26 protein-coding genes are annotated in these 24578 nt (G+C 42.0%); 12 read left to right on the top strand and 14 right to left on the bottom strand.

Annotated elements, in window-relative coordinates; translation table 11 throughout:
- Positions 1–11 precede the first annotated feature (11 nt).
- From glmU to Aba26S_RS03820, 7 genes are all read right to left on the bottom strand, one after another.
- Entirely contained in the window at positions 12–1376 is a 1365-nt protein-coding gene (gene glmU, locus Aba26S_RS03850) for a bifunctional UDP-N-acetylglucosamine diphosphorylase/glucosamine-1-phosphate N-acetyltransferase GlmU (protein ID WP_016651277.1), read from the bottom strand.
- Between the two features lie 22 nt (positions 1377–1398).
- On the bottom strand, positions 1399–1914 hold the full coding sequence (locus tag Aba26S_RS03845) for a phosphatidylglycerophosphatase A (protein ID WP_016651278.1): 516 nt from the start codon (positions 1912–1914) through the stop codon (positions 1399–1401).
- Complete coding sequence (gene thiL, locus Aba26S_RS03840) at positions 1892–2809, bottom strand: thiamine-phosphate kinase (protein ID WP_016651279.1); 918 nt, start codon at positions 2807–2809, stop codon at positions 1892–1894. Before thiL ends, Aba26S_RS03845 begins: the two co-directional genes overlap by 23 nt.
- A gap of 14 nt (positions 2810–2823) precedes the next feature.
- Complete coding sequence (gene nusB / locus Aba26S_RS03835) at positions 2824–3273, bottom strand: transcription antitermination factor NusB (RefSeq protein WP_004657014.1); 450 nt, start codon at positions 3271–3273, stop codon at positions 2824–2826.
- A gap of 3 nt (positions 3274–3276) precedes the next feature.
- Complete coding sequence (gene ribE / locus Aba26S_RS03830; protein WP_004637206.1) at positions 3277–3747, bottom strand: 6,7-dimethyl-8-ribityllumazine synthase; 471 nt, start codon at positions 3745–3747, stop codon at positions 3277–3279.
- 11 nt (positions 3748–3758) lie between these two features.
- On the bottom strand, positions 3759–4880 hold the full coding sequence (ribBA, locus tag Aba26S_RS03825; RefSeq protein WP_005238032.1) for a bifunctional 3,4-dihydroxy-2-butanone-4-phosphate synthase/GTP cyclohydrolase II: 1122 nt from the start codon (positions 4878–4880) through the stop codon (positions 3759–3761).
- A 292-nt stretch (positions 4881–5172) separates the two neighbouring features.
- A complete protein-coding gene (locus Aba26S_RS03820; RefSeq protein WP_164743254.1) occupies positions 5173–6468 on the bottom strand; it encodes a hypothetical protein in 1296 nt (431 codons plus the stop codon).
- Between the two features lie 61 nt (positions 6469–6529).
- On the opposite strand from Aba26S_RS03820, the gene serB reads away from it, so the two are divergent.
- The 3 genes from serB (at position 6530) to Aba26S_RS03805 (ending at position 9120) form a co-directional block, all read left to right on the top strand.
- Entirely contained in the window at positions 6530–7750 is a 1221-nt protein-coding gene (gene serB / locus Aba26S_RS03815; protein WP_005270174.1) for a phosphoserine phosphatase SerB, read from the top strand.
- A gap of 406 nt (positions 7751–8156) precedes the next feature.
- Positions 8157–8492: a ciprofloxacin tolerance protein AciT gene (aciT, locus tag Aba26S_RS03810; protein WP_005238035.1), complete on the top strand. Its 336-nt coding sequence runs from the start codon at positions 8157–8159 to the stop codon at positions 8490–8492.
- Between the two features lie 148 nt (positions 8493–8640).
- Entirely contained in the window at positions 8641–9120 is a 480-nt protein-coding gene (locus Aba26S_RS03805) for a hypothetical protein (RefSeq protein ID WP_005238037.1), read from the top strand.
- A gap of 54 nt (positions 9121–9174) precedes the next feature.
- Here Aba26S_RS03805 and dtd read toward each other — a convergent pair whose 3' ends face one another.
- A complete protein-coding gene (gene dtd, locus Aba26S_RS03800; RefSeq protein ID WP_032861732.1) occupies positions 9175–9615 on the bottom strand; it encodes a D-aminoacyl-tRNA deacylase in 441 nt (146 codons plus the stop codon).
- 198 nt (positions 9616–9813) lie between these two features.
- On the opposite strand from dtd, the gene Aba26S_RS03795 reads away from it, so the two are divergent.
- The 3 genes from Aba26S_RS03795 (at position 9814) to pncB (ending at position 13309) form a co-directional block, all read left to right on the top strand.
- On the top strand, positions 9814–11337 hold the full coding sequence (locus Aba26S_RS03795; protein ID WP_016651282.1) for a catalase: 1524 nt from the start codon (positions 9814–9816) through the stop codon (positions 11335–11337).
- Positions 11338–11463: 126 nt separating this feature from the next.
- Positions 11464–11949, top strand: coding sequence for an ankyrin repeat domain-containing protein (locus tag Aba26S_RS03790; protein ID WP_016651283.1), 486 nt, complete (start codon positions 11464–11466; stop codon positions 11947–11949).
- A gap of 142 nt (positions 11950–12091) precedes the next feature.
- Positions 12092–13309 carry a nicotinate phosphoribosyltransferase gene (pncB, locus tag Aba26S_RS03785; RefSeq protein ID WP_016651284.1) on the top strand — a complete coding sequence of 406 codons (1218 nt, stop codon included), beginning with the start codon at positions 12092–12094 and terminating at the stop codon, positions 13307–13309.
- A 61-nt stretch (positions 13310–13370) separates the two neighbouring features.
- On the opposite strand, the gene Aba26S_RS21090 is transcribed toward pncB, so the two are convergent.
- Positions 13371–13532 (bottom strand): hypothetical protein, encoded by a 162-nt coding sequence (locus Aba26S_RS21090; RefSeq protein ID WP_016651285.1) that lies wholly within the window; start codon positions 13530–13532, stop codon positions 13371–13373.
- A gap of 151 nt (positions 13533–13683) precedes the next feature.
- On the opposite strand from Aba26S_RS21090, the gene Aba26S_RS03780 reads away from it, so the two are divergent.
- The 4 genes from Aba26S_RS03780 (at position 13684) to Aba26S_RS03765 (ending at position 18301) form a co-directional block, all read left to right on the top strand.
- Positions 13684–14532, top strand: a complete 849-nt coding sequence (locus Aba26S_RS03780; protein ID WP_016651286.1) for a sulfurtransferase — start codon at positions 13684–13686, stop codon at positions 14530–14532.
- Positions 14529–15380, top strand: a complete 852-nt coding sequence (asd, locus tag Aba26S_RS03775) for an archaetidylserine decarboxylase (RefSeq protein WP_016651287.1) — start codon at positions 14529–14531, stop codon at positions 15378–15380. Before Aba26S_RS03780 ends, asd begins: the two co-directional genes overlap by 4 nt.
- Positions 15381–16407: 1027 nt before the next feature.
- Positions 16408–17574, top strand: a complete 1167-nt coding sequence (locus Aba26S_RS03770; protein ID WP_016651289.1) for a hypothetical protein — start codon at positions 16408–16410, stop codon at positions 17572–17574.
- A 346-nt stretch (positions 17575–17920) separates the two neighbouring features.
- Positions 17921–18301: a ribonuclease domain-containing protein gene (locus tag Aba26S_RS03765; RefSeq protein ID WP_005238049.1), complete on the top strand. Its 381-nt coding sequence runs from the start codon at positions 17921–17923 to the stop codon at positions 18299–18301.
- Between the two features lie 621 nt (positions 18302–18922).
- Here Aba26S_RS03765 and Aba26S_RS03760 read toward each other — a convergent pair.
- Positions 18923–19828 (bottom strand): LysR family transcriptional regulator, encoded by a 906-nt coding sequence (locus tag Aba26S_RS03760; RefSeq protein WP_016651290.1) that lies wholly within the window; start codon positions 19826–19828, stop codon positions 18923–18925.
- A 96-nt stretch (positions 19829–19924) separates the two neighbouring features.
- Between Aba26S_RS03760 and Aba26S_RS21575 the strand changes: the two genes are divergently transcribed.
- The gene (locus tag Aba26S_RS21575) at positions 19925–20050 is read left to right on the top strand and encodes a hypothetical protein (protein WP_016651291.1); all 126 of its coding nucleotides are present in this window, start codon (positions 19925–19927) and stop codon (positions 20048–20050) included.
- Positions 20051–20316: 266 nt separating this feature from the next.
- Here Aba26S_RS21575 and Aba26S_RS03755 read toward each other — a convergent pair whose 3' ends face one another.
- The gene (locus Aba26S_RS03755; protein ID WP_016651292.1) at positions 20317–21210 is read right to left on the bottom strand and encodes a LysR family transcriptional regulator; all 894 of its coding nucleotides are present in this window, start codon (positions 21208–21210) and stop codon (positions 20317–20319) included.
- A gap of 94 nt (positions 21211–21304) precedes the next feature.
- Between Aba26S_RS03755 and Aba26S_RS03750 the strand changes: the two genes are divergently transcribed.
- Positions 21305–21757 carry a PACE efflux transporter gene (locus Aba26S_RS03750; RefSeq protein WP_016651293.1) on the top strand — a complete coding sequence of 151 codons (453 nt, stop codon included), beginning with the start codon at positions 21305–21307 and terminating at the stop codon, positions 21755–21757.
- 96 nt (positions 21758–21853) lie between these two features.
- Here the strand turns inward: Aba26S_RS03750 and Aba26S_RS03745 are convergent, their stop codons facing one another.
- The 3 genes from Aba26S_RS03745 to phoB all read right to left on the bottom strand — a co-directional run bounded on the left by Aba26S_RS03745 (position 21854) and on the right by phoB (position 24513).
- Positions 21854–22321, bottom strand: coding sequence for a DUF2147 domain-containing protein (locus Aba26S_RS03745; RefSeq protein ID WP_005270213.1), 468 nt, complete (start codon positions 22319–22321; stop codon positions 21854–21856).
- Positions 22322–22433: 112 nt separating this feature from the next.
- Positions 22434–23792, bottom strand: a complete 1359-nt coding sequence (gene phoR, locus Aba26S_RS03740; RefSeq protein WP_005270214.1) for a phosphate regulon sensor histidine kinase PhoR — start codon at positions 23790–23792, stop codon at positions 22434–22436.
- Between the two features lie 10 nt (positions 23793–23802).
- Positions 23803–24513 carry a phosphate regulon transcriptional regulator PhoB gene (phoB, locus tag Aba26S_RS03735; protein WP_004657056.1) on the bottom strand — a complete coding sequence of 237 codons (711 nt, stop codon included), beginning with the start codon at positions 24511–24513 and terminating at the stop codon, positions 23803–23805.
- Positions 24514–24578: the final 65 nt, after the last annotated feature.

The raw sequence follows: 24578 nt of genomic DNA, 5'->3' as shown, positions 1-24578 counted from the left end.
ATTTTATCCTCTTATTTTTTCAGTTTTTGGGGACGTTGATAATTTGCTTTTTCAAACTGTTTTGATCGTTCGACAGCTAAACTATGGTCAGCCACATCTCGGGTTAAGGTTGATCCCGCACCTGTGGTCGCACCTTGACCAATCTTGATGGGTGCAACCAGTGAGTTATTGGTTCCGATAAACACGTTGTCTTCAATAATCGTACGGTGTTTATTGGCACCATCGTAGTTACAGGTAATGGTACCTGCACCAATATTACAGCCTGCACCAATCTCGGCATCACCTAAATAAGTGAAGTGATTGGCTTTAGAACCAAGACCAATCGTTGAGTTTTTTACTTCAACAAAGTTGCCAATGTGAACATCATTGGCAAGGTTGGCACCTGGGCGTAGGCGAGCGAAAGGGCCGATCTGGGTGTTTTCACCCACTATTGCATTTTCAAAAATGCTATAAGCCTGAACTTTGGTACCCGCAGCAATACGGGTATTCTTTAAAATACAGCCTGCACCAAGATGTACGTTATCGCCAAGCTCACAGTCACCTTCAATAATGACATTGACATCGATTTGGACATCTTGACCACATTGAAGGCTGCCACGTAAATCAAAACGATTTGGGTCAATCAGGTGAACACCTTGTTGCATTAATTCTTTGGCTTGCTGCTGCTGGAATTGACGTTCTAAGGTTGCAAGTTGTAAACGATCATTGACGCCTTCAACTTCGAATTCAAGCTCTGGTTGAATAGAGGCAATTTCTAAGCCATCTGCAACCGCCATTGCCACAATATCAGTCAGGTAATATTCACCTTGAACGTTATTGTTCGAGAGCTTTGGCAGCCATTGATGCAACTTGGCATTGCTAACACAATAGATTCCCGTATTAATTTCTTGAATCTGACGTTGTTCTTCATTGGCATCTTTATGTTCAACAATGGCTTGGATTTTGCCTGCTTGACGAACGATACGACCATAACCTGTTGGATTTTCGACATTCAGGGTAATCATACCAATCCCCGATTGGCTTGATGCCTCGAGGAGCTGTTCCAGTGTACTTTGACGAACCAAGGGTACATCACCGTATAAAATCAATGAGATACCATCCTGCGGCAACACAGGCAAGGTCATTTGTACAGCATGGCCTGTGCCGAGCTGTTCAGCCTGTTCAACCCATTCAATTTGTTCCGCTGCAAAACTTTGCTTGACCAAATTGCCGCCATGTCCATAAATGGTAATGATGTTTTGGGCATGTAGTTTTTTTGCTGTTTGAATGACATGTCCAAGCAAAGGACGGCCTGCGAGGGGTTGTAATACTTTTGGTAGTTGTGAACGCATTCGCGTTCCTTTCCCTGCTGCAAGAATAATAACAGTTGTTGACATAACTAACTCTAAATGGCTTAAGTCAAAGGTAAGAGTGGAGAATAAAAATACACAGCGCCGCCCAGAGGCCAGCGATGATGTCATCAAGCATGATCCCTAAGCCGCCAGACACTTTTTGGTCTGCCCAACTGATTGGAAATGGCTTCCAGACATCAAATATACGGAATAAAACGAAGCCCGCAATGACCCATGGCCAGTTCATCTGCCCTAAGTAAAGCAAAGGAAGGAGGGTAATTGATTGTCCCGCAAATTCATCCCACACAATACGTCCGTCATCATGCACATTGATGACTTTTGCGGTGTGGCCACAAATATAAATGCCAATTACTGACATTAAAATGACCACCACCAGACTGGCGGACAAGCCAAGATATAACCAGAGGGGAATAAACAGCAGTGCAAAGGCTGAACCAAAGGTTCCCGGTGCTTTTGGGGCTAAGCCAGAACCAAAACCGACACCGCAGAAAACGATGAAACGGTCTAGCCAGCTCATTTGGCTAAAGTGAATGGGAGGCTTATGCAAAGTGTTGGTATCCATGAACATGTAATGGGGTAATTTTGCCCATATACTCAAATAACAATCCAGTTTGTTGGGTAATTTCGCCGATTATTGTAAGCGGAACATCTAATTGTTGTCGCGACAGTTGGTTAAAATTTTGCGGTGATATTGTAAAGCATAATTCGTAATCATCGCCCCCTGCGAGTGCATAATGCCAAGCCTGTTGCAGATCCAGTTGTTTGAGCGATGGATCTAGGGGAAGTTGATCAAGCTGTAGTTTTGCACCGACATGAGAGGCTTTTAAAATATGTCCGAGATCTTGGGCAAGTCCATCTGATACATCAATCATACTTGATGCCAATCCCTTTAGCTGTTGGCCGAGTTGGCAACGTGGTGTTGGGTAATCTAAGCGTCGTTGTAAGGCATGACTCAAATGCTGTAATCCAAAGGCGGCATCACCAATTTGTCCACTGACACAGATATAGTCACCCACCTGAGCGCCTGAACGGGTAATAGCCTGACCTTGTTCAATCCACCCTAAAGCGGTCACACTAATAGTGAGTTGAGTGCTTTGCGTGGTATCTCCACCAATCAGACTCACAGCAAATTGATCGCAGCAATCAAATAAACCCTGACTAAAGCTAGTCAACCAGTCATGATCAATCTTGGGCAGACTAAGCGCCAGTAAAATACTGTGGGGTTTTGCTCCCATTGCCGCCAAATCTGATAAATTGACAGCCACACTTTTCCAGCCAATCGCATGGGCAGCAGTATCTAGGGGGAAATGTCGTCCAGCAACCAGTGTATCTGCGCAGATCACCAATTGTTGTAAAGGAGGGGGGGTAACGATGGCTGAGTCATCGCCGATACCCAAACTCACATCGGAATTGGATGCTCGCTGAAAGTAACGCTCAATAATTGAAAACTCAGCCATGTAACACAAGCCTATTATTTTGCTTGTTGTTTTTCAGCTTCACGAAGCTTCGATGAAAGACGGTCTAATACACCATTGATGTATTTATGACTATCTGCACCACCAAAGTGTTTAGCTAGCTCAATCGCTTCATCAAGTACAACACGGTACGGAACTTCGAGGTGATCTCGGAGTTCATAGGCACCTAATCGTAAAGTGGCAAGTTCTACGCCATCCAGGGCATTTAACTCACGGTCAAGTACAGGGATGAGTAACTCATCTAAAGCTTCATGTTGAGCAACCACTTGAGTGAGTAATTCATGGTAATAGTTAAGGTCAACTTTGTGCATGGCATTTTCAACACGGGTACGTGCTTCAATTTCATGGACTGGGTTATGACTCATTTGCCATTCATAAATCCCTTGTACAGCAAAACGACGTGCTTTGCGTTTCGCTGCATAAGCGGCCTGAAGTGTTTGCGACATGCTTTAAATTGCCTTTAATAAGTTAACCATTTCGATCGCAGTCAATGCAGCTTCGCTACCTTTGTTACCTGCTTTCGTACCAGAACGTTCAATTGCTTGTTCAATGCTGTCTGTGGTTAAGACACCATTGATCACCGGCATTGTGCTTTCAAGTGCAACCACACCTAAACCTTTTGCACATTCGCCTGCAACAAAATCAAAATGTGGTGTGCTACCACGAATCACTGCGCCTAATGCAATGATGGCATCAAATTTATTTGATGCAGCAAGTTTTTTTGCAACGATTGGCAGTTCCCATGCACCAGGTGCATGAATCACGGTAATCGCATCTTCTGCAACACCATGACGTTTTAAGGTGTCGATCGCGCCTTCAAGTAAATGTTCAACCACGAAGCTGTTGAAACGACCGACTAAGATCGCATAACGACCTTCGCTTGCGAGATGTAATAAACCTTCAATTCGGCGAATTGCCATAGCAACCTCGATTATTTTGCTGTGATTTGATCGGCAGTGATGTATTCCACTACCTCTAAATTAAATCCGGATAAGGCATTGAAGCGAAGCGGCGAGCTGAGCAGCTTCATCTTCTCAACACCTAAATCACGTAGAATCTGTGCACCGACACCAATCGTTTGGTATTGATGGGACAATGCTGCATTGGATTTCAGCGGTTTTGGCTGATTTAAGCTATTCAGTGCAGGACCTAAATCTTCCAGATGATCCTGACCAATCCACACCAATACACCACGATCACTTGCTGCAATGGTTTTCATTGCATGATCTAAATTCCAAGCAGACGAACCATCGGCTTTGTTGAGTTTTAATAAGTCACGAATTGGACTGAAACCATGAACACGCACCGTGGTCACCCCTTGCTTTGGATCACCTTTCACTAATGCCACATGAATGTCTGGATTACCGATTTCACGGTATTTATAGAGTTCAAATGCGCCGTATTCGGTTTCAATGCTTTCTTGAGACAAACGTTCAACGGTTTGTTCATTGGTCATGCGGTAATGAATCAGATCCGCAATGGTGCCAATTTTTAAGCCATGTTTCTCTGCAAATACTTCTAAATCAGGACGACGCGCCATGGTGCCGTCATCGTTAATAATTTCACAGATCACAGAGGCAGGTTCTAAACCAGCTAGGCGGGTTAAGTCACATCCTGCTTCGGTATGACCTGCACGGTGCAATACACCGCCGGGTTGTGCCATCAAAGGAAAGATATGGCCGGGTTGTACGATATCACTTGGTTTGGCATGTGCAGCAACCGCAGTGCGAATGGTATGCGCACGTTCAGCGGCTGAGATCCCTGTGCTGATTCCTTCCGCAGCTTCAATGGAGAGCGTAAAGTTGGTCGCGTGTTGTGCGCCATTTTGATCAACCATCAATGGCAAGTTGAGCTGTTTGCAACGATCGCGACTCAGTGTTAGGCAGACCAGTCCGCGTGCATGGGTAATCATGAAGTTAATATCTTCTGGGCGAACATGCGTTGCAGCGATGACTAAGTCACCTTCATTTTCACGATCTTCATCATCCATGAGGATGACCATTTTGCCTGCACGAATATCTGCGACAAGCTCTTCAACACGACTCAGCGGCATTCGCTTTCACCTTTGATGTTGCCTTTTCAGGCACTAGTATTCGATAAATCTGGCATAGTTTACCGCATTTTAAAAAATTTCGCCTGTGCTTCTTTAGCAATAAAAAGACAGGGGCGACAAATTTCAAAGCAACACTTTAGCCTGCAAAGGCATTTTGTGTTGCGCAAATGAGGATTACCCCAGTAGAGCATTAATATTTGGGTGCCGAGAAAAAATACAAGGCTTTGTATTTAGACAAAGCCTTGTATTTTTAATCACTCAACTGTGGAGCTAAAAGAAGTCAAGCCGAGGCTTATTCAAACTCTGTGGAAGCTCTGGTTTTTTTACCCATTAAAATTTCAGTGCGTAAAGTTTGCGCCAGCGTCGCACATTCTTCATTCATGCCGTTAATCATGAAAGCATGGCGGGTCATAATATTGCTCGGGTTAGGCATTGCCACCAATTCATAGTTGTTCTGAATCGTTTTTAGTTGCTCATGGTTTAAATGCAAAGCGGCCTCTTTCGCATGTAAATGCTGTGCCAAACGTTTTGCGGCTTCAAGTGCATCTAATTGCATGGCATCGACAGCACTGGCAACAGCCCCACGGGTTTGCAAGGCAAAACGTTTATCTTCACGATAACGTTTATACAGCACATCGGACAAGAGTTGGAAAACGGCACCGACCATCATCAGACATTCGAGAGCATGGTTTTTTTCCGAGGTGGTGGCCAAGCTTGCACCGTCGGCACTAAATTCTTGTACCACCTGAATTTGGGCAGCATCAATTTGATAATGTTTGGCACATAGATCAATACTTTTATCCAAGAACAGTTGGCACAGTTTGAAATAAGGCACTGAAACAGATTGGTTGACACTGTTGAGCAACTGCTTAGGGTCATAAAACTGGATATTAAGTGCCAAAGCATGATCGTCCAGCGTGACAGACTCAACTGGATTTTTTTCAATGCGGGGTTTGGCTTGGGCTTTTGCCTGTTGTTGCGCTTGGGCAACCAAAGTCACTGCATTCTGTTTTTCAAGTGCGAGTGCTTGGGTTAGGCGTTGAATTTCATGTTTGAGATGATTTTCCTGATTGATTTTTGCAAGGTATTCACTGCGGGTTTGGCGCGCAATAGCACGATAAGCCAACCAAATCAGGCCATGAATAAATAAAGAAACTAAAATAGCCAGCCATTGAGTCCGTAAGATCTCACCAATGCTCGGTTGGATTAAGGTAATTTCAACCGTACCCACTTTCTTTTCATTTTGCAGCGCATCGCGAACAAACACTTCACCCTGACGGGTTTTGGCCATACCGCTGGTCGCAAGGACTTGTTTATTGGCGTCCAAGATGCGAATGGATGCAACACTTGGGTTGGTTGCATAACGATTGGCCACCAATGCCAATGAAACGGTATTGGCCGGTTCCAATTCGGAAAGCGTATCTGCCACTAACTGACTGGTCATCAGCTGGCCTTGGCTGGCGCGATTTTCATTGAGTTGATGTGTCGTTGCAATCACCAATAAAAAGGTATGCAATGCAAAACTTACGATCAGTAGGCTAGCAAATAGCCCTTGGCGAGGCGCATTCAAGTTAAACTTCCAAGGCAAATAGATTCATGGGTTATGTTATGATTCTTACAATAGTTGTCGCTCAACCACGAGTCAATTCATGCGAGAAATCATTCTTATATCCTTTCTAGGACCAGATCAACCGAATCAGTTTACTCGATTAATGCAAGTACTATCCGTACATTCTTTGCAAATACTCGATGTAGGTCAGGCCGTTATCCATAATCAACTTACCCTTGGGATTGTTGTTGCTTCGGATAATGAGACTGCAACTGCATTAGCAATGAAAGAGATTCTGATTTTAGCACATGATATTGGCTTAACTGTGCGATTTAAACCAATCTCCAACGCAGAATATGATCAATGGGTGAGTGAAGGTGGACGAACACGCTATATCGTTACCGCACTGGCGCCTGAACTGACGGCTGCACATTTGCAAGCCGTCACTAAAATTGTTTCAAGTCAAGGTTTTAATATTGAAACGGTCACGCGGTTATCGGGTCGTTTAGAGCTTGATGTTGAAAATCCATTCCCGCGTCGTGCCTGCGTACAATTTGGTCTGAGTGGGCAGATGCTCGATGCACAGGCCATGCGAGCTGCTTGCCTCAGTTTATCGGGTGAACTCAATATTGATGTGGCGGTACAGGAAGATAATGCTTATCGCCGTAATCGTCGTTTAGTTTGCTTTGATATGGACTCTACGCTGATTGAGCAAGAGGTGATTGATGAGCTGGCATTAGAAGCAGGTGTGGGGGCTCAGGTCGCTGAAATCACTGAACGTGCGATGTTGGGTGAGCTTGATTTTCAGCAAAGTTTCCGTGCCCGTGTTGCGTTGCTCAAGGGGCTGGATGCATCGGTTTTGCCTAAAATTGCAGAACGTCTAACGGTGACTGAAGGGGCGGAGCGTCTGATTTCAACGCTGAAAGCATTGGGTTATAAAACCGCAATCCTGTCCGGTGGTTTCCAGTATTTTGCGGAATACTTACAAGCCAAATTGGGAATTGATGAAGTCCATGCCAACATTCTGGATGTCGAAAATGGTGTGGTGACAGGTGAGGTTAAAGGTGCAATTGTAGATGGTGCACGTAAGGCTGAACTCCTGCGTCAATTGGCCGAGAAGATGGGCATTTCACTTGAGCAGGCCATGGCCGTCGGTGATGGTGCCAATGATTTGCCAATGCTCTCAATTGCTGGTTTAGGCGTTGCGTTCCGTGCCAAGCCGCTCGTTCGTCAAAATGCTAATCAAGCCATATCAAGTGTGGGTTTAGATGGTGTTTTGTACTTGTTGGGTATGCATGATAAAGATTTAAATCGCGCTTAAAACCATGATTTACGTTTGAAATCAGGCCGCTTTTTAAAGCGGCCTGATTAATTTTCAGGACGTCACTATTCCGTCATATTTATGTCTAAATGTATAGAAAAACAACGATAAAAAAAATCTGAAAAAAGTTTTTTTAGGGCATAAAACAACGATATTTTTTTGTAATGACACGCCGCAATTGATGCTATATGGAGATTGAGGACTTTTATAATTTTAAAAAATGTAATGACAAAAGCATATTGCGACAGCTTATGTCGTAAGGTTAATTTCAGGCTCTTCTTTTCTAAAAAAAACCCTCCATAATGCATAAAGACGTGAATGCAACACCAAGTACTGTTTGAGATTACAGAACAAAATAGAGGTCTGAACACAATTGCAGACCACCCTTTTTTAGACGGAGGTTTCTATGGAAGCAGCGAATTTCACCATGTTGGTTGGATTTGGCTTAATCGCTGTCGCAATTATTGCTGTTTTCTTTTCTCCTTATCGTCGTTGGTTAGGTTTTATGTTGGCGGGTATGCTGTGCTGGGGACTGTTAGAAGTGGTACGCTTTGGTGCGCAAACCATATTCGATATGTCCGTCGCCTATAGTTATCTGACTGCCTTGAGCCTCGCGATGATGACGGTTACATTTATTCTTTTACGTGAAGATAAACAAGCACAAAAGCAATTGGCAAATCGCCAGTATATTGAACATACACCTGTATATAAGGATGATCAGCAACAATGTTCTAGCCGATAAATCATAATAATTTGAACAGCAAAAAAGGCATGCTCAGCATGCCTTTTTTGTATTAATTTTCTGCAACAAAGCTTTTACAGACAACTCTACAATTGTGCTAGGATACTGTTGTCTTAATTTTCATCATTATACTGTAGGCATAATTGTCATGAAGCTTTCTTCTTTACCTGTGGTTAAGTTACCTATCGTTGATGTCAGCACTGATCCACTTGATTTGTTGGTGGCAGGTTTGGCACTACGGATGAAGCAATTGGCACGTACGAGTCCGAAGTTTATTGAATTGGTTCATGATCGTGAATTTCGTATTCAAATTGGTACAGATTTAGGCTTTGCACGTCAGATTATTGTGAATCACGGCAAAATTGATACCGTTGCAGGCAGTCCACAACAAGCAGATTTCATTTTGCAATTTGCTTCAAGTGAGCAAGGTGTCAAGACTCTAATTAAGGGTGACCCAACTGCATTTATGACGGGGATGCAAGATGGCAGTATCAAAATGGAAGGCGACTTTAGCTTATTGGTTTGGTTTAACCAAGCGGCAAAATTGATTCCACCAAAAGTGCCAAAACCGGTAAAAGAGAAAATTCGTCAAGCACGTGCATTTATTAAAGAAAAAACTGGCAAATAATAAAAGAGCTGTAATAAAAAAACTCCTTCTCGGGAGTTTTTTTATGTTTTGTGATTATTTAACTTCCAGATTAAACGTCACCGGGCCATCATTGATTAAATGAACTTTCATATCGGCCGCAAAAATACCCGTTTGTACCTGATTGAACTGTTGACGGGCATAGTCAACCAGTTGCTCATATAAGGCTTGCGCCTCGGCAGGTAGCATTGCGGGGCCAAAGTCTGGTCGCAAGCCTTTCTGAGTCTGAGCCATCAGCGTAAATTGTGAGACCAGTAGCAGGCCACCATTGGCTTGGCTGAGGTTCCAGCCCATTTTGCCTTGCTCATCATCAAAAATCCGATATTTCAGAATCTTATCAATCAGTTTTTGGCCTTTTTCAAGGTTGTCTTCTTTACCTAAGCCTAAAAACACCAATAGGCCGTGTTGGATCTCACCTGTAGTTTGGCCCTCAACGACAACTTTGGCTTCGAGAACACGTTGAATTAATGCACGCATAGAAAAGTGAAAATCTGTCTTGTAGAGATGCCGCAGTCTAGCAGATTCAGCGGCTTTACATCGAGCTTGAAAAATGAGGGGATTTGCCATGATCTTATTTTTCGATCTATTTTATTAAAATTATCTTTTTTATCTATTGTTAAAATCTTTGTATAGTTGCCGTGCAGGAAAGGTATTTAGATTTTTGGATTTAACAGTATGTTTAAGCGAACATTTTTATTCACAATAATGGCGGCAATGCTCGGCACAGCGTATGCAGCTCCTTTAACAAAAGACAATGGTGCACCTGTTGGTGACAATCAAAACTCAATGACAGCGGGTGCCAATGGTGCAACCTTGTTGCAAGATGTTCAGCTGATTCAGAAGTTGCAACGTTTCGGCCGTGAACGTATCCCTGAGCGTGTGGTGCATGCCCGTGGTACAGGGGTTTATGGTGATTTTGTGGCAACCAAAGATCTTTCTGATCTGACTGTCGCTTCTATGTTTAAAGCGGGAACAACGACCCCCGTATTTGTTCGATTCTCGACCGTGATTCATCCTAAAGGTTCGCCAGAAACCGCGCGTGACCCGCATGGTTTTGCCGTGAAATTCTATACTCAACAGGGGAATTGGGATTTGGTCGGTAATAACCTACCCGTGTTCTTTATCCGTGATGCGATCAAGTTCCCAGACTTTGTCCATGCGATGAAGCCTGATCCGGTCACCAATGTTCAAGATCCAAACCGCATTTTTGATTTCTTAAAGAGTCAGCCGTGGTCGATTAATATGTTGACCTATGTCTATTCCAATTTGGGGACACCAGAAAGTTACCGTACCCTAGATGGTTTTGGCGTACATGCATTTAAGCTTTATAACGATAAAGGTGAATATAAATACGTCAAATTTAACTGGCGTTCGAAGCAAGGCGTGAAAGGTCTGAACTTAGATCAGGTCAAAGAAGTACAAGGTCGTGACTGGAGTCATTTGACCAATGATATGTACAAAACCATTTACGCGGGTAACTATCCAAAATGGGATCTATATATTCAGGTACTTGATCCCAAAGACCTCGATAAATTTGATTTCAACCCATTAGATGCAACCAAAATCTGGCCGAATGATCTAGTGCCTGAAGTTAGAGTCGGAACCTTGACCCTGAATCGTATGCCAAAGAACTTCTTCCAGGAAACTGAGCAATCCGCGTTTGCTCCAGGCAATTTGATCCCGGGTATTGAGCCATCGGAAGATCGTTTACTGCAAGGTCGTATCTTCTCTTACTCAGATACACAGTTATATCGTCTAGGCGCGAATCATCAGCAAATTCCTGTAAATCGCCCTCGTGTAGCGGTGAATAACAATAATCAGGAAGGGGCGATGAACATGGGACAGACTGAGTCGCATGTCAACTATGAGCCAAGTACGATTGAACCAAAGCCTTCAACTGAGATTGCACGTGCGGTTGCTACACCTTTACAAGGAACAGTGATGCAGCATGCGATTCAAAAACAGCAGCCATTTAAACAGGCGGGCGAGTTATATCGGAGTTATTCGGTAACGGAAAAGAATGACTTGATTCGTAACCTGACTGCGGATTTAGGGCAAGTCAAAGATATGGAAACCAAGACCATCATGCTGTCTTACTTCTATAAGGCAGACGCGGACTATGGAACGCGTTTAGCCAAGTCACTCAATGTTAACCTTAAAAATGTGCAGGCCAAAGCAGCACAATTGCAAGACCAATAATACGTTGAGTATGTGGTAACAGGTGCCGTTATTGTTACCCCCAGCAAGTCCTGTAACCTCAATCGCCTTTCCTGCACCTAGGGTGAGTGTTACAGGCACTCCTTTTTAAATTCAGAGGATGTTGTGATGATTGGTTTAAGAGCGACAGTCTGTGCAATTTGTATCGTGTGCAGTAGTTTATCCATCTCGAGTTATGCGAACCCAGCATCGACTGCAGTAAACGGTTCAGATGAGGTGGTTGAGCTGTTCTTTTCAGCAGCAAAAGTTGGCAATACTGAAGTTTTACAAGAATTTTTAAAGCATGGCTTTCCAGTTGATATCCAAGATCACTCAGGTTACACCGCATTGATGATGGCGAGTTATTACGGACAGAAAGAGGCGGTTCAGCTGTTACTGGATCAAAATGCCAATCGCTGTATTCGAGATAAGCGGGGGCATACTGCGTTGATGGGAGCCATTGTCAAAGCTGAATGGAGCATTGCCAAGCAATTGCGTCGGGTGGATTGTGATCCCCATGCTGCGAAAACAGGTCAACTGACCGCTGAGCAGTTTGCGATTGAGTTTGGGCAACTGCCACGGTTGCGGGAGATTCAGCCTGCTGGTTCGGAGTGAGCTAGGATCTTATTTAACTATTTGAATTTAAAAAGACTCTAGGCAAGATTATGACAAGAAGAATAACCATCGTCGTAGACAGCCTCATTTCTGGCTAAAAGTATGCTTTAATGCTTGAAATAGAATAGATCCTAAGTCAGTCATGTCTACACCCATTATTCAATCTTTGCTGGATACCGACTTATATAAATTCACCATGTTACAGGTGGTGTTGCATCAGTTTCCGCAAACACATAGTGTTTATTTATTTCGTTGCCGCAATTTAGAAGATACGGTTTATCCCTTAGTTGATATTTTAGATGACTTGAATCAGCAGCTGGATTTGCTCTGTGAACTGCGTTTTGCAGAAGATGAATTACAATACCTACGCTCATTGCGTTTTATTAAAAGTGATTTTGTTGATTATCTGGAATTATTCCAACTAAAACGTCGTTTTATCAAAGCCAGTATTGATGAGGCTGGGCGCTTGGATATCCGAATTGAAGGGCCTATGGTTCAGGCGATGATGTTTGAGATTTTTGTCTTGGCTATCGTCAATGAATTGTATTTCCGTCGCATCCGTAGTGATGAGGTATTGGTTGAGGGTGAACGCCGCCTGCAACAGAAGTTGCTGCAATTACATCATTATGCACAAGAACAACAAGATAAAGAGCCTCCCTTTTTAGTATCTGACTTTGGCACACGCCGCCGTTATAGCTTTGAATGGCAAAAGCATGTGGTACAGGCCTTTCAGGCTGTTGCACCGAAAGTCTTTCGCGGAACCAGTAATGTATTGTTGGCCAAGCAATTGGGGATTAGTCCGATTGGTACCATGGCGCATGAATTCTTGCAGGCTTTTCAGGCACTTGATGTGCGTTTGCGTAATTTCCAAAAAGCTGCTTTGGAAGCATGGGTACAAGAGTATCGTGGGGATTTAGGCATTGCCCTAACCGATGTGGTCGGTATGGATGCCTTCTTGCGTGATTTTGATTTGTATTTTGCCAAGTTATTTGATGGCTTACGTCATGACAGTGGCGACCCGTATGAGTGGGGTGATAAGGCGTATGCACATTATCGCAAACTCAAGATTGATACCAAGACCAAGATGTTGACCTTTAGTGATGGTCTGAATTTGGAAAAAGCATGGTTATTGCATCAATATTTTAAAGATCGTTTCCAAGTGAGTTTTGGGATTGGCACCAATTTAACCAACGATATGGGGCAGAAGCCTTTGAATATTGTGTTGAAATTGGTGGAGTGTAATCGTCAGTCAGTGGCGAAGATTTCGGATAGTCCGGGTAAGACCATGACCGATAATGATACTTTCTTGGCGTATTTGCGTCAGGTGTTTGAGATTGAAGAGAACGAAGTCAGTGTCTAGGCAAACAAGTTTAGAGGATGGTGATGGCGGTATCTTACTGGGCATTTTTTAAATATTAGGTTCAACCTTCGGTTTTGCCTACTTTTCTTTCGGGAAAAGTAGGCAAAACCATTGTCATCCACAAAACCTGTTCATTTCCTTCTTCTATTTTATATTTCGCAGAAGCAATACCTTGTAGATATTTCGCAGGTTGTGGATGACGTTTTCGAGTATCCAATTTCATGTGATAGATTATATTAAATCTGAAAAGCATTATGGATATTCATCAGACGGTATATCTACTTTTCTGCTAAATGAATGCAAAAAATCAGACAAAGATAAAAAATCCGCTATGCTAAAATCACCCCCAATGCGGATGATAAAACAGCATAACAATGACTGACGTAGATTTTAAACTGGGTTTACTGATTGAGCCTGAACAATTGGTGCCTTATTTAGGCAGCGAGTTGATTCGAATTGTCGATTTAAGCCGAGCATCGGTGTATGAACAACTGCATATCCCTCATGCAATTCATTTACAACCTAAATTTCTGGTTGCACAACAAGAACAAGCCAGTGGGGTATTGCCTGATTTAGCAGGTTTACAGGCTTTAATCGAGAAACTGAATATTTCGCCGCAACATCATGTCGTGGTCTATGACGATGAAGGTGGCGCATGGGCAGGGCGTTTAATCTGGAACTTACATTGCCTTGGTTTTAATCGAACCAGTTTGATTAATGGTGGGATTCATGGCTGGTTGGGGGCAGGTTTGCCGACCACGGCTGAAGTCGATCCCGTCAGACCCGTTGCCGATCTGTTCCAGATCGATTTAGACACGGTACAGCAGCATCGCATTGAATATCACGAATTGTTACAACAGGTCGAACAGGACAATATTCAGCTCTGGGATTGCCGTACCAACGAGGAATATACAGGCTTGCGCTTGGCTGCACGACGCGGCGGTCACATCCCAAATGCACTGCATTTTGAATGGAGTACTGCCCTAAACCGTGAAAATCATCTAAAATTACACCCGCTTGAACGCACACAACAACGTTTAGAACAATTAGGCTTTAATTTACAACAACCTGTGGTGGTGTACTGTCAGTCTCATCATCGTTCAGGTTTGGCGTATATTTTGGCAAGATTGCTCAACTGGCAAGTTAGAGCCTATGACGGTGCGTGGAGTGAATGGGGCAATCGCCTCGATAGTCCTATTATTTCAGGGGAGTCACCGTCTTGAGTTTTGCAGCAGATCTAAAAAAACAACTCTTTATCAAAGCACAGAATCTTGTGCCGCAACACCAACTGAGCCGTGTGGTCGGTAAAGTTGCCGCAAGTGAAAATGTCTTGGTAAAAACTGCTGTGATTCAGGCATTCAAAGCAAAATATGGCATTGATATGAGCATTGCAGCGCAAAGCAATGCACTGCAATATAAGTCATTTAATGAATTTTTTACCCGTGCGTTAAAAGAGGGTGTCCGTGGTATTGATGAACAAGCCGATAGCATTGTTTGCCCGGCCGATGGTGCGATTTCGCAGCTCGGTAAAATCGAAGCGGGTGATATTTTCCAAGCCAAAGGCCAAAGCTTTTCTGCTGAAAAATTGATTGGTGATCCGCAGTTGGCGAAACCATTTATTGATGGTCAATTTGCAACCGTGTATTTATCGCCAAAAGATTACCATCGTGTGCATATGCCATTGGCAGGTACATTGACTGAGACCTTATATATTCCAGGTGAGTTGTTCTCAGTCAACCAAACCACGGCTGAAAATGTACCAGGTTTGTTTGCACGTAATGAACGTATGGTGTGTTTGTTTGATACCGAACTGGGTCGTATGGCGGTGGTTTTGGTTGGCGCAATGATTGTGGCTGGGATTGAAACGGTTGCAACGGGCAAGGTAAAACCCTCTGGCAAAGTTGAATTGCAGCATCACCAAATGAAATTGGAGAAAGGTGCCGAGTTAGGGCGTTTCTACCTAGGTTCAACCGCTGTGATTTTATTTGAAAAAGATAAAATGGTTTGGGAAGAACAGTTTAAAGCCAATTCGACAGTGGTGATGGGTGAGCGTTTAGGTCATTCGATTTAAGCTTACAAAATCATTTTAAAAGCCCTTTAAAACTTTTAAAGGGCTTTTATCTTTTGTATAAACTGTATTAAATGAATTAGAAAATTTTCATATGATATTTATGAATTAGTATTATTTTATTAAATTTGCTTCTTTAACCATAGATAGTAAGTCTTCCTCTAAATGATCATTCCTCCATCGCCACTCACATTCTTTTAAATGTAAATCAAAATATTTGGAAACCCCATTAAATTTAGATAGTCGGCATTCACAAAAAATCCAAAATAATTTAAGTTCCCGATTGTTAGATGAAAATGAAATGAACTTTGAATATTCTAAAGAAATTAAAAAAGTGTAATTCATATTTTGGTTGGTATTTTTATCGGTGTTTTTTCTAAAAAAAAATTAACCTATGGTATTCATCGACAGGGGTGAAATCTATAAAAACATTCTTCTCTTTTTCATAAATAGATAGTACTAATTTATGGAGATTTAAATGTTTATTGTCTTTTGTATATCCCAAATTAGATCTCATTTTTGTTCTGTTTAAATAAATCAGATTTCTAAATTTTTTATACCAATAATTTACAGTATTTCTATTTATTTTTGTTAGTTCTGCTGTTTCAGATGCTGTGCTATCTTGGCAAAACATACTTATCAATATTTTTAATTTTTGCGGACTTAGTCTCATTTTAAAAAACTCTTTTTATAAAGGAAAGTGCTAACTTAATAACCTATTTTTCAATTAGATACATGCCGATATTACGGTGAACTAGTCTAGGTCTATTTTTTTTTAATTCTATTTGTTAGAGAACTATTATAAGTTTTGATTTCCAGAAAAATATATTTAAGAACTGGGGATATTTTTATATGGTGTGGGGAATTTTTATGAGTTGCTATTTGATATTTATAATGGTTGAATATTATTGTTTTATTAAAAAGCTACTTGTGAAGAAAATCTAGAAACACTAAAAATAAATATTAAATAAGCTTAAATATAATAATTTTATTAGAAAAGATCATTAGGATCTTTATATGAGGTAATACCATGAACTCTGATACTCAAACAAATGTACAAAAACTTAATGCTGCATGGAAAGAGGTCGTAACGAAAGCCCTCGGTCTGGATAGTTCGTTTAAACTAGCTCAGGGCAGTTTAGGTCTTCAAACCAGCGACAGCAGTGGCCTATTTAGTATGGCTGATGCTATTCCACCCAACACAGATCTTTACGATGCAGGCAGCGTGGCAACGTTTTCTGGTGGTTACAAGATGCTCTTGCAAGCACTTTTAGCTGAGCAAGGTACAGATCTCGCAACTTATCTCGGCGATAATTATATCAATTGGATCAATTACAGGAATGCCTACTTTAACGCGAACCCGATGAGCGAAGATTCTCAAGAGGCGGTCTTCAAGAAGTTTGCTAACCAACGCTTGGATCCTCAGAGTGTCCCAGGAGCTCTTTCTGCATTCCAGAAGCAGGCTCAGGCACCATTGAATTTAGCCTTGGATGCGGTCCGAAAAACCTCAAACTACCAGCAATTCACTAGCACATCAGGTCAAATTACAACGTTACCAATCTACGCTCCAACCCTAGACAATGCCAAGAGTCAGCTCAATGCGGGGGCTGGTCCGTTCACAATCGACTTCGACTCGACTGAAACAGAGAAAACGCTGACTCAAACCCAAATTGAGGGCGCCGCAAGTGGATTCTGGAATATATTTGATGGTGGTGCGACAGCAAACTTTGATAAGCTCAATGCAAAAGCTGCTAGTTCTGGTTTTACCATCCAAGGTCAAATTAACAAGATAGCAACACTTAGCGTTACGCGTGGTAATTGGTACTTAGATAATGAGTACAAACGCGCCATTAATGCCAAAAATGATATGAGCGTCTGGGATCCACAAAGCAATGCCGGGAATTGGGGTTTATTTTTTAATCAGCCTGATGGGAGTCTTGCCCGTCGGGTCAGTCAAATCGTCCTAGTCAGCGATTACGAATTCACTGTTACCAGCAATGCGACATATAGTGATCAGGAATATCAACAGATTAAGTCCTCAGCGACATTTGGTATTTGGCCATTTTTCTCTGCGAGTGCTTCAGCAACACACACCACTGACGTACAACTTTCTAGCTCTGGTAAATTAGTAACCACATTCAAACTGGATAAAGGATTATTCCAAATTTGGGGCGTAACGGTTCAGGATGCTTCCTAAGCGCTTCAGCTTTGTACATTGGTTAGTTATGCCATTGCCGTTGTTGGGATGATAAGTCACCCAGATTGAGTCCAGTCATTCATAAAAGGGATCTCTTATTTACCCAAACAATCCAAATGGTCAAAAATGAAAGGTTGGAATGCTTTAACCAGTAAAGTTTATGAAAAGACAGCAGTGTTAGGCTTCCATTCAACAAACTAGTCTAGTGTCATTTTAAGGCACTAGACTACCAAAATAGATATATCGGTCTAGGGGCACGCGGATTTATCTCTGTTGCGCTTTGTCTTAGGAGCTAAGCTTTTAAAGGCTGCCGATTTATCTGTATTAATTTTATAAGGAATGAATTATGAAAATGAATATAAGATCTTATCCCATATTAATAATTTCAGTATTTTTTACATCCTCTGTTTTTGCTGCAATTCCAGATTGTGGCAAGCTACCAGACTACGTTAGAGAGTTTGATCGTAGTATGAGAGTCTGTGTCAAAAATGCAAATATGTGTGGTACAGGTAAGGACAAAATCGTAACACAGGTATTCTCAAATAATGAAGGTAAACTTCCAAAATTAAAAAGTCCTTTTAGTTACGTAGAAGGAAAATATTTTGAACAAGGTCAATTTGATAAATATAATAAATTTAGGCTCGTTGTGAAGGTAGACGGGGGAAATAATTTTTCAGAAAGATACTATACATCTGATCATTATATAACTTTCTGTAAGTTGCCATAAAAAGCTTATATCAATAGGCTCATGCGAATCTTAATTTTTTAAGCTATTGAAAAAAAAGGACATAACCCAATTTGATTTTCGGTCAAGAAAAGAAAAGTAAGTTATGTCCCTCTTTAAATTTAGGCTCTGTCCTATTAACGGTTTAAAGATAACAAGCGTGCGGGATGGCGCATAAAACGTCTAAGTCTTCATTCATTTTACAATCTAAAAAATCTCTTATCCGGAATACAAGAAAATAAGGATTTTCCATTCAACAACTTTCGACTTAACATAATAAATTTTTTTAATTTATTTCTTAAATAATCTTCATATTGGTCAAAAAGGTCGATTTGAAATAAATCATATTTTGTATAAGTTATTTGGGCATGTTTTGCGCAACATTATCCAAACCATGTACGTTTTTGCTTACAGCAATTCAGGGCAATGTCCCATTTTCAACCTAAGCTGAATTGCCTAAGATCAACTCATCAGGAACAGGAAGTTCCAAAACATAAAACAAGAATGATAAGTTTGCGCATCAGGATGTGAGATATGACAGGAGTTGTATCTAGTGAAAGGAATACGAAAAAGCCCGACAGGATGTCGGGCTTTTTTCATTTGAGCTGAAATCAAGATCGTTGTTTAGTTCATTTGCTTGGAACTGTAATAGGCATGAATCGCGTCTGCACAGCTATTAATGATCGGGTCTTCATCTTTTTTCCAGATGAGTTTTACTTCGCTAAGTGTGTTTTTATCTTGAAGGGGAATCAGTCTGACATCGCTCGGCAAAATTACTTTAAATTCTTCAGGCACAATACACACGCCAAAACCATTGGCGACCAGTTCCAGTTGGGACCTTTTTCTTGAATAAATTCGGGTTCTTTTCGGACTAAAACCGTTAACTAAACATAAATTGGCGGCCAAATAACTTAAACCACCTCGGGCTTTATGTGGGACAGAGACAAAATTTAAGGACGCCAACTCACGGATCGATATACTTTCTTTTTCACTTAAAAATGGGTCTGAAATATGGGCGGCGACATATAAAGGTGCGGTATATAAACTGATGGTATTTACATCATTTAAATTGTGATAAATCGGTGGTCGAATAAAGCCCAGATCAATACTGCCATTCAATAAATATTCGAGCTGTAATTCAGAGGATAGGGTATTCATTTCGATATCAATGTTATGGCAATCACAAAGCTGCTCAAAGATTTCCAGCTTGCTTTGATCCAAGACAATACTGCTGGAATGGGCAATTTTAATGATTCGACCTTCACCCCGACTGATACTTTGGGCGCTGACAATGGAACTTTTTAAATGATCAATATTGCTTTTTAAACTTTTATACAGTGCTTCACCTGCAGGTGTGAGTCTAATTTTCTTTTCAGATCGATCAAAAATTTCAAAACCGATTTCTTCTTCTAAATTTTTAATTTGTCTGCTCAGGGCAGATTGAGCAATAAACAACTTCTCCGAGGCAGCAATAAAGCCCCCAGTTTCTACAATCGTGATTAGATAATTAAATTGTTTGAAGGTCCACATATCTCAAAATTAGATCAGTGCTTGTTTTTTCTATATTAGATTAGATGAGAGAAATCTTATACCTTTTTTATAGATCCTTGATTCAGGTCGCTGACGATGACAATGAGAAATAAGATTTTGACCTTGATTGCTGCTGTAGTGATTTGTCTACTGGCACAAAGCTATGATCACTATATGGGCGTAATGAAGACAGAACAGACTATTGATTTATGGGGAGATTAGTAGAGGTTTCTATATTTAATCCGATGGGATCACTTGCTTTCAACATGAGCGTAAAGTGAGGCAATGTACGCTTTTTCTTACAGTGATTAGGGGCAATGTCCCATTTTCAGCCTCAGTTGAATTGCCTAATATGAACTCATCAGGAACAGGAAGTTCCAAAACATAAAACAAGAATGATAAGTTTGTGCATCAGGACGTGAGATATGACAGGAGTTGTATCTAGTGAAAGGAATACGAAAAAGCCCGACTTGGATGTCGGGCTTTTTTTATGCAAGATTGATTTGTTTTTCCCACAGTTCAATCAAGCATTGCATGGATTTGCTCAAAGGTTTATATGCTGGCCAAATCGCATGAATCGGCATACCCAGTCCATTGGTGGTATCGAGAAAGGCCAAGCGTACCAGACTCTGTTTGGCAAAATGTGCTTGTACTACGGATAGGGGGAAATTGCCCCAACCGAGACCTTGTTCCACCATATCAATGGCCATGGATAAATTATCGCTGTACCAATAAGAATCGGAGACCAAAACCCGACTATCAGGTAATGGATAATGCTTACTGTCTACAATAATCTGTCTGAGTTCAGACAGCATGGTGAGCTCATTTTTATTCTGCGCTTTGAGTTGTTGTGCATCTTTAGGTGAAACCGCTGCGACGAATTGTTCCATCCCCAATAAACGAAAGCGTTCATTATTATCGAGTTGCGATGAACTATAGGCAATATACAGATCAATCTCGTTATTGTGCAGTCGTGTCTTGAGCTCCTGTTGCGGGGCACTGACCATTTCAATATTGAGTAAGGGATAGCGTTGAATTAACGGTTCAATCCCTGCCAATAGAAACTTTTGATTGACATCCGCGGCAATCCCAATGCAGAGGTTGGTTTCCAGACCCGTTGAAAGCTCGGTCAGATGCAGGTCAAGTTGACGCAACTTGGTCAGAATTAACTGGGCATGCGGTTCGATCGAGAGTGCAACTTCGGTGGGGGCAAGATGATTTTTACTGCGTTCAAATAATTTTAAATTCAACTCTGCTTCGAGATTGGCAATCGACATACTGACGGCTGAAGGCACACGATTCAAGGCACGTGCCGCTGCGGAAAAATTACCTCGGTCAATAATCTCAAGAATCAGTTCGAGTTGTTCACGACTGAGCTTCATGGTTACTTCCTTGTCAGTAGATCTGATAACGATTAACTTTTTTTATCAAATTTAAAGCGTAAAATCCACTCATTATTGATTTCAAGGTGTGGTTATGCAAGGAACCAAGAGAAGAGTCACCTACGTGTTTTTCTATGAAGTGTTCAGCTTTTTTATCTGTGCGATGGTGTTAGCCGTGCTTTCAGGCACAACCATCAGCCATACAGGGCCGTTATCAATCTTGATCGCGGTGATCGCGGTGACGGTCAATTTTTTCTATAACTATGTGTTCGAGATGTGGGAAAAAAAGCAGAGCTCCAAAAAACGCACCTTGTGGAGACGCGTGGCGCATGCGATCGGCTTTCAAATTGCTTTGGTGATGATTTTGATTCCCCTCATTGCATGGTGGATGCAGATCAGTTTAATCAAAGCCTTCTTGCTGGATTTTAGCTTGATGGTGCTAATTCCATGTTATACCTTTGTTTATAATTACTTTTTTGACCATATTTTTGGTTTGCCCAGCCATTTGCTTGAGCCGACAGCGCTGAATGCTAAAACCAGTTCTTGATGTGCTAGCTGATGGTTAAAATGATAAAAAAGAGTAGATAAAATATACTCTTTTTTATGTGATTTTTATCTATTTTATAGCAAGCAAGGCAGACGCTTATAGACGAATCCAAGTCATGTTGCGAAAGTTATTATTGCTTGGGTTTTTGGCATTGATGCTGAGCATTTTGCCGGTTTTGCTTAAACGCGCATTCAGCTGGTATTTCTGTCCGTCATAGGGGTTGAGCCAAACACCCTGTCCAAACTCTTCATTTTGATTGAGCATTTTCAAGCCGGTTAATACTTCCATCCCGATGATCTGCTGATTCTTTAACGTACCCGTACATGCGCTACATAAAGTCGGCGCAGCTTCCTTGGCAGAAGGATACATTTTGACAATCACGGCACTGTATTGTTCAGTGGCAGAATGTCTGCGAATCACGATATCAGACAGATAAGAACCAGTACGTTCGTCGACGACTTTCCACGTCCCAATCAGTGGATCTGTTGGAGCAGCATGAATCGCCAAAGGCATACCGAGCCCAAGCAAGAGGGCACAAGCACGAAGAAAAGGTGTGTTTAGCATGAGAAATACATCGATAAAAATAGAAATGATGAAGTGAAACAACAATTTATTATATTGTTTTAGTGGAATGATCACATCATATTTCAGGGAACTTGGCAGTTCCCTGTCTGGTTTAAATCATGCGGTATAGACGTTCTTTCGGGAATACCGCAGTAAAGGTTGAACCTTCATTTTCCTTCGAGGTAATTTCCAAATGTGCGCCGTGTTGCATTAACACGTGTTTTACAATTGCCAGACCTAGGCCTGTACCACCTGTCTGACGACTACGCGCGCTATCAACACGATAGAAGCGCTCAGTTAAGCGCGGTAAATGTTTGGGATTAATTCCGATCCCATTATCCTGTACGGTAAAGTAGGCATGGTCACCATCTTCGTGCCAGCCAATGGTAATGATCCCACCCGCAGGGGTGTATTTAATGGCATTGGTAATCAGATTACTAAAGGCACTGGCAATTTCGATATCAGAACCAATCAGGTCACAATGGCTATCAATATCCAGATTTAAGGTATGACCATAATCGAGATTGTAGGCACGCGCATCATCAAAGATCTGGTTCATCAGATTGGCCATATCAATAATCTGATTTTTCGCGACTTTTTTATTATTTTCTAAATTGGATAGCAGCAGCAAGTCATTCACCAGAGCATTCATACGCTTGGTTTGAGATTGCATTTGGGTAAAAGCCCGTTTCCAGCGCGGGGTAATGTCATCTTGATCAATAAAGGTTTCGATATAACCACTCAGTACGGTCAGCGGTGTTCGTAATTCATGTGAAATATTATCGACAAAGTCTTTGCGCATTTGCTCGAGGTTATGTACCCGTGTGGTGTCATAGGCAACCAGTAGACGGCTTTCCCCGCCGAAACGGGTCAGTTTGACTTGTACATAACGCTCTTCATCCATCTGGGCTTGCAGACGAATCCCATCTGGTGACTGGTCGCTATGGTTAAAATATTCAATAAAACTCGGTTGGCGTAAAATCGACAATAAGTTGCGACCACGATCCAAAGGACTAATGCCCAAGAGTTTTTCAGCAGCAGGGTTCCACCATTCGATTTGATGTTGATCATCAATCAAGACCACCGCTTCGGCCAATGCCACCAAAGAGGATTGTGCACGGTCAATCAAGCCGACCATTTCTGCTTGAACAATACGTTCTTGACGCTGTGCGCGATAGACATTGAACAGCAATGCCCCCCAAATCCCATTCAGATTGGGTGGGACATCATAAGGACGGTTGGAAATCCATTCATTGACCAGATAAAGCGAGCGCAGCTGTAGAAAAAAGAACAGCACGAAGGCAATAAAAACACAGCTCCAGAAGTATCCCACCCCGAATCCGACTAAGCTTGCAATCAATAAGAAAAAAAGTAACAGTCTTAAATCTTGTTTTGCAAAGGTCCATAAACTGCTGTAACGAAAACGTTGGTGTTCACGTGCCAGTTCCGGGACGGGGTAAGGCTCATACATAAAGGATTTTTTAACCTACTGCTAAATCTGCTCGTGTGGAGAAGCGGTAACCAGTGCCACGAACGGTTTGTACAAAGCGATCGACACCAAAGGGTTCTAACACTTTGCGTAAACGACGGATATGCACATCAATGGTACGGTCTTCGATATAGACATTGCCACCCCAGACCTGATCCAACAATTGAGCACGGGTATAGGCCCGCTCTGGATGAGTCATAAAGAAAGCCAATAAACGATATTCGGTTGGACCCATGTCTAAAATGCTATTGCCAAAGCTGACACGCTGGCTGACAGGATCAAGCAATAGGCCATTGGCGTCAATGACTTTTTCACCGCTCAGCGCATTGGCACGACGCAGTACCGCCTTGATACGGGACACCAGTTCACGCGTCGAGAACGGTTTGGTCATGTAATCATCAGCACCAGCATCCAGCCCCTGAACTTTGTGGTCTTCTTCACCACGTGCAGTCAGCATGATCACTGGAATCTCGGCCAAGTTCTCATCTCGTTTGAGGCGGCGGCATAAATCCACACCACTCACACCACCTGGTAGCATCCAATCCAGCAAAATAAGTGCAGGACGCTGATCAACGATAATTTGATGCGCTTGTTTGGCATCCTCAGCTTGTAAACATTGGAAGCCTGCCATATCCAAAGAGGTATGGATCATTTCGCGGATCGGTAGCTCATCATCGACAATTAAAATATAGTCATCTTTCACAGCGCAATACCCTTAAAATCTGTAACGGTGAACCGTTTTGTTGTTATGACAGGCTTATTACAAAG

Source organism: Acinetobacter sp. NBRC 110496, from assembly GCF_000876115.1.
Classification (GTDB): Bacteria; Pseudomonadota; Gammaproteobacteria; order Pseudomonadales; family Moraxellaceae; genus Acinetobacter.
Note: the sequence above shows the minus strand (reverse complement) of the source record. Positions and strands in the feature narration are given on the sequence as shown.

Excerpts from the sequence above, each read along its gene's own strand:
- thiL (WP_016651279.1), bottom strand. The coding sequence starts at position 2,809 with ATGGCTGAGTTTTCAATTATTGAGCGTTACTTTCAGCGAGCATCCAAT.
- glmU (WP_016651277.1), bottom strand. The coding sequence starts at position 1,376 with ATGTCAACAACTGTTATTATTCTTGCAGCAGGGAAAGGAACGCGAATG.
- ribE (WP_004637206.1), bottom strand. The coding sequence starts at position 3,747 with ATGGCAATTCGCCGAATTGAAGGTTTATTACATCTCGCAAGCGAAGGT.
- Aba26S_RS03805 (WP_005238037.1), top strand. The coding sequence starts at position 8,641 with ATGAAGCTTTCTTCTTTACCTGTGGTTAAGTTACCTATCGTTGATGTC.
- Aba26S_RS03765 (WP_005238049.1), top strand. The coding sequence starts at position 17,921 with ATGAAAATGAATATAAGATCTTATCCCATATTAATAATTTCAGTATTT.
- Aba26S_RS03755 (WP_016651292.1), bottom strand. The coding sequence starts at position 21,210 with ATGAAGCTCAGTCGTGAACAACTCGAACTGATTCTTGAGATTATTGAC.
- Aba26S_RS21090 (WP_016651285.1), bottom strand. The coding sequence starts at position 13,532 with ATGAAATTGGATACTCGAAAACGTCATCCACAACCTGCGAAATATCTA.
- dtd (WP_032861732.1), bottom strand. The coding sequence starts at position 9,615 with ATGCGTGCATTAATTCAACGTGTTCTCGAAGCCAAAGTTGTCGTTGAG.
- ribBA (WP_005238032.1), bottom strand. The coding sequence starts at position 4,880 with ATGCCGCTGAGTCGTGTTGAAGAGCTTGTCGCAGATATTCGTGCAGGC.
- nusB (WP_004657014.1), bottom strand. The coding sequence starts at position 3,273 with ATGTCGCAAACACTTCAGGCCGCTTATGCAGCGAAACGCAAAGCACGT.
- phoR (WP_005270214.1), bottom strand. The coding sequence starts at position 23,792 with ATGTATGAGCCTTACCCCGTCCCGGAACTGGCACGTGAACACCAACGT.
- Aba26S_RS03770 (WP_016651289.1), top strand. The coding sequence starts at position 16,408 with ATGAACTCTGATACTCAAACAAATGTACAAAAACTTAATGCTGCATGG.
- Aba26S_RS03795 (WP_016651282.1), top strand. The coding sequence starts at position 9,814 with ATGTTTAAGCGAACATTTTTATTCACAATAATGGCGGCAATGCTCGGC.
- Aba26S_RS03780 (WP_016651286.1), top strand. The coding sequence starts at position 13,684 with ATGACTGACGTAGATTTTAAACTGGGTTTACTGATTGAGCCTGAACAA.
- pncB (WP_016651284.1), top strand. The coding sequence starts at position 12,092 with ATGTCTACACCCATTATTCAATCTTTGCTGGATACCGACTTATATAAA.
- Aba26S_RS03760 (WP_016651290.1), bottom strand. The coding sequence starts at position 19,828 with ATGTGGACCTTCAAACAATTTAATTATCTAATCACGATTGTAGAAACT.
- aciT (WP_005238035.1), top strand. The coding sequence starts at position 8,157 with ATGGAAGCAGCGAATTTCACCATGTTGGTTGGATTTGGCTTAATCGCT.
- Aba26S_RS03790 (WP_016651283.1), top strand. The coding sequence starts at position 11,464 with ATGATTGGTTTAAGAGCGACAGTCTGTGCAATTTGTATCGTGTGCAGT.
- Aba26S_RS21575 (WP_016651291.1), top strand. The coding sequence starts at position 19,925 with ATGACAATGAGAAATAAGATTTTGACCTTGATTGCTGCTGTAGTGATT.
- serB (WP_005270174.1), top strand. The coding sequence starts at position 6,530 with ATGCGAGAAATCATTCTTATATCCTTTCTAGGACCAGATCAACCGAAT.
- Aba26S_RS03845 (WP_016651278.1), bottom strand. The coding sequence starts at position 1,914 with ATGGATACCAACACTTTGCATAAGCCTCCCATTCACTTTAGCCAAATG.
- Aba26S_RS03750 (WP_016651293.1), top strand. The coding sequence starts at position 21,305 with ATGCAAGGAACCAAGAGAAGAGTCACCTACGTGTTTTTCTATGAAGTG.
- Aba26S_RS03745 (WP_005270213.1), bottom strand. The coding sequence starts at position 22,321 with ATGCTAAACACACCTTTTCTTCGTGCTTGTGCCCTCTTGCTTGGGCTC.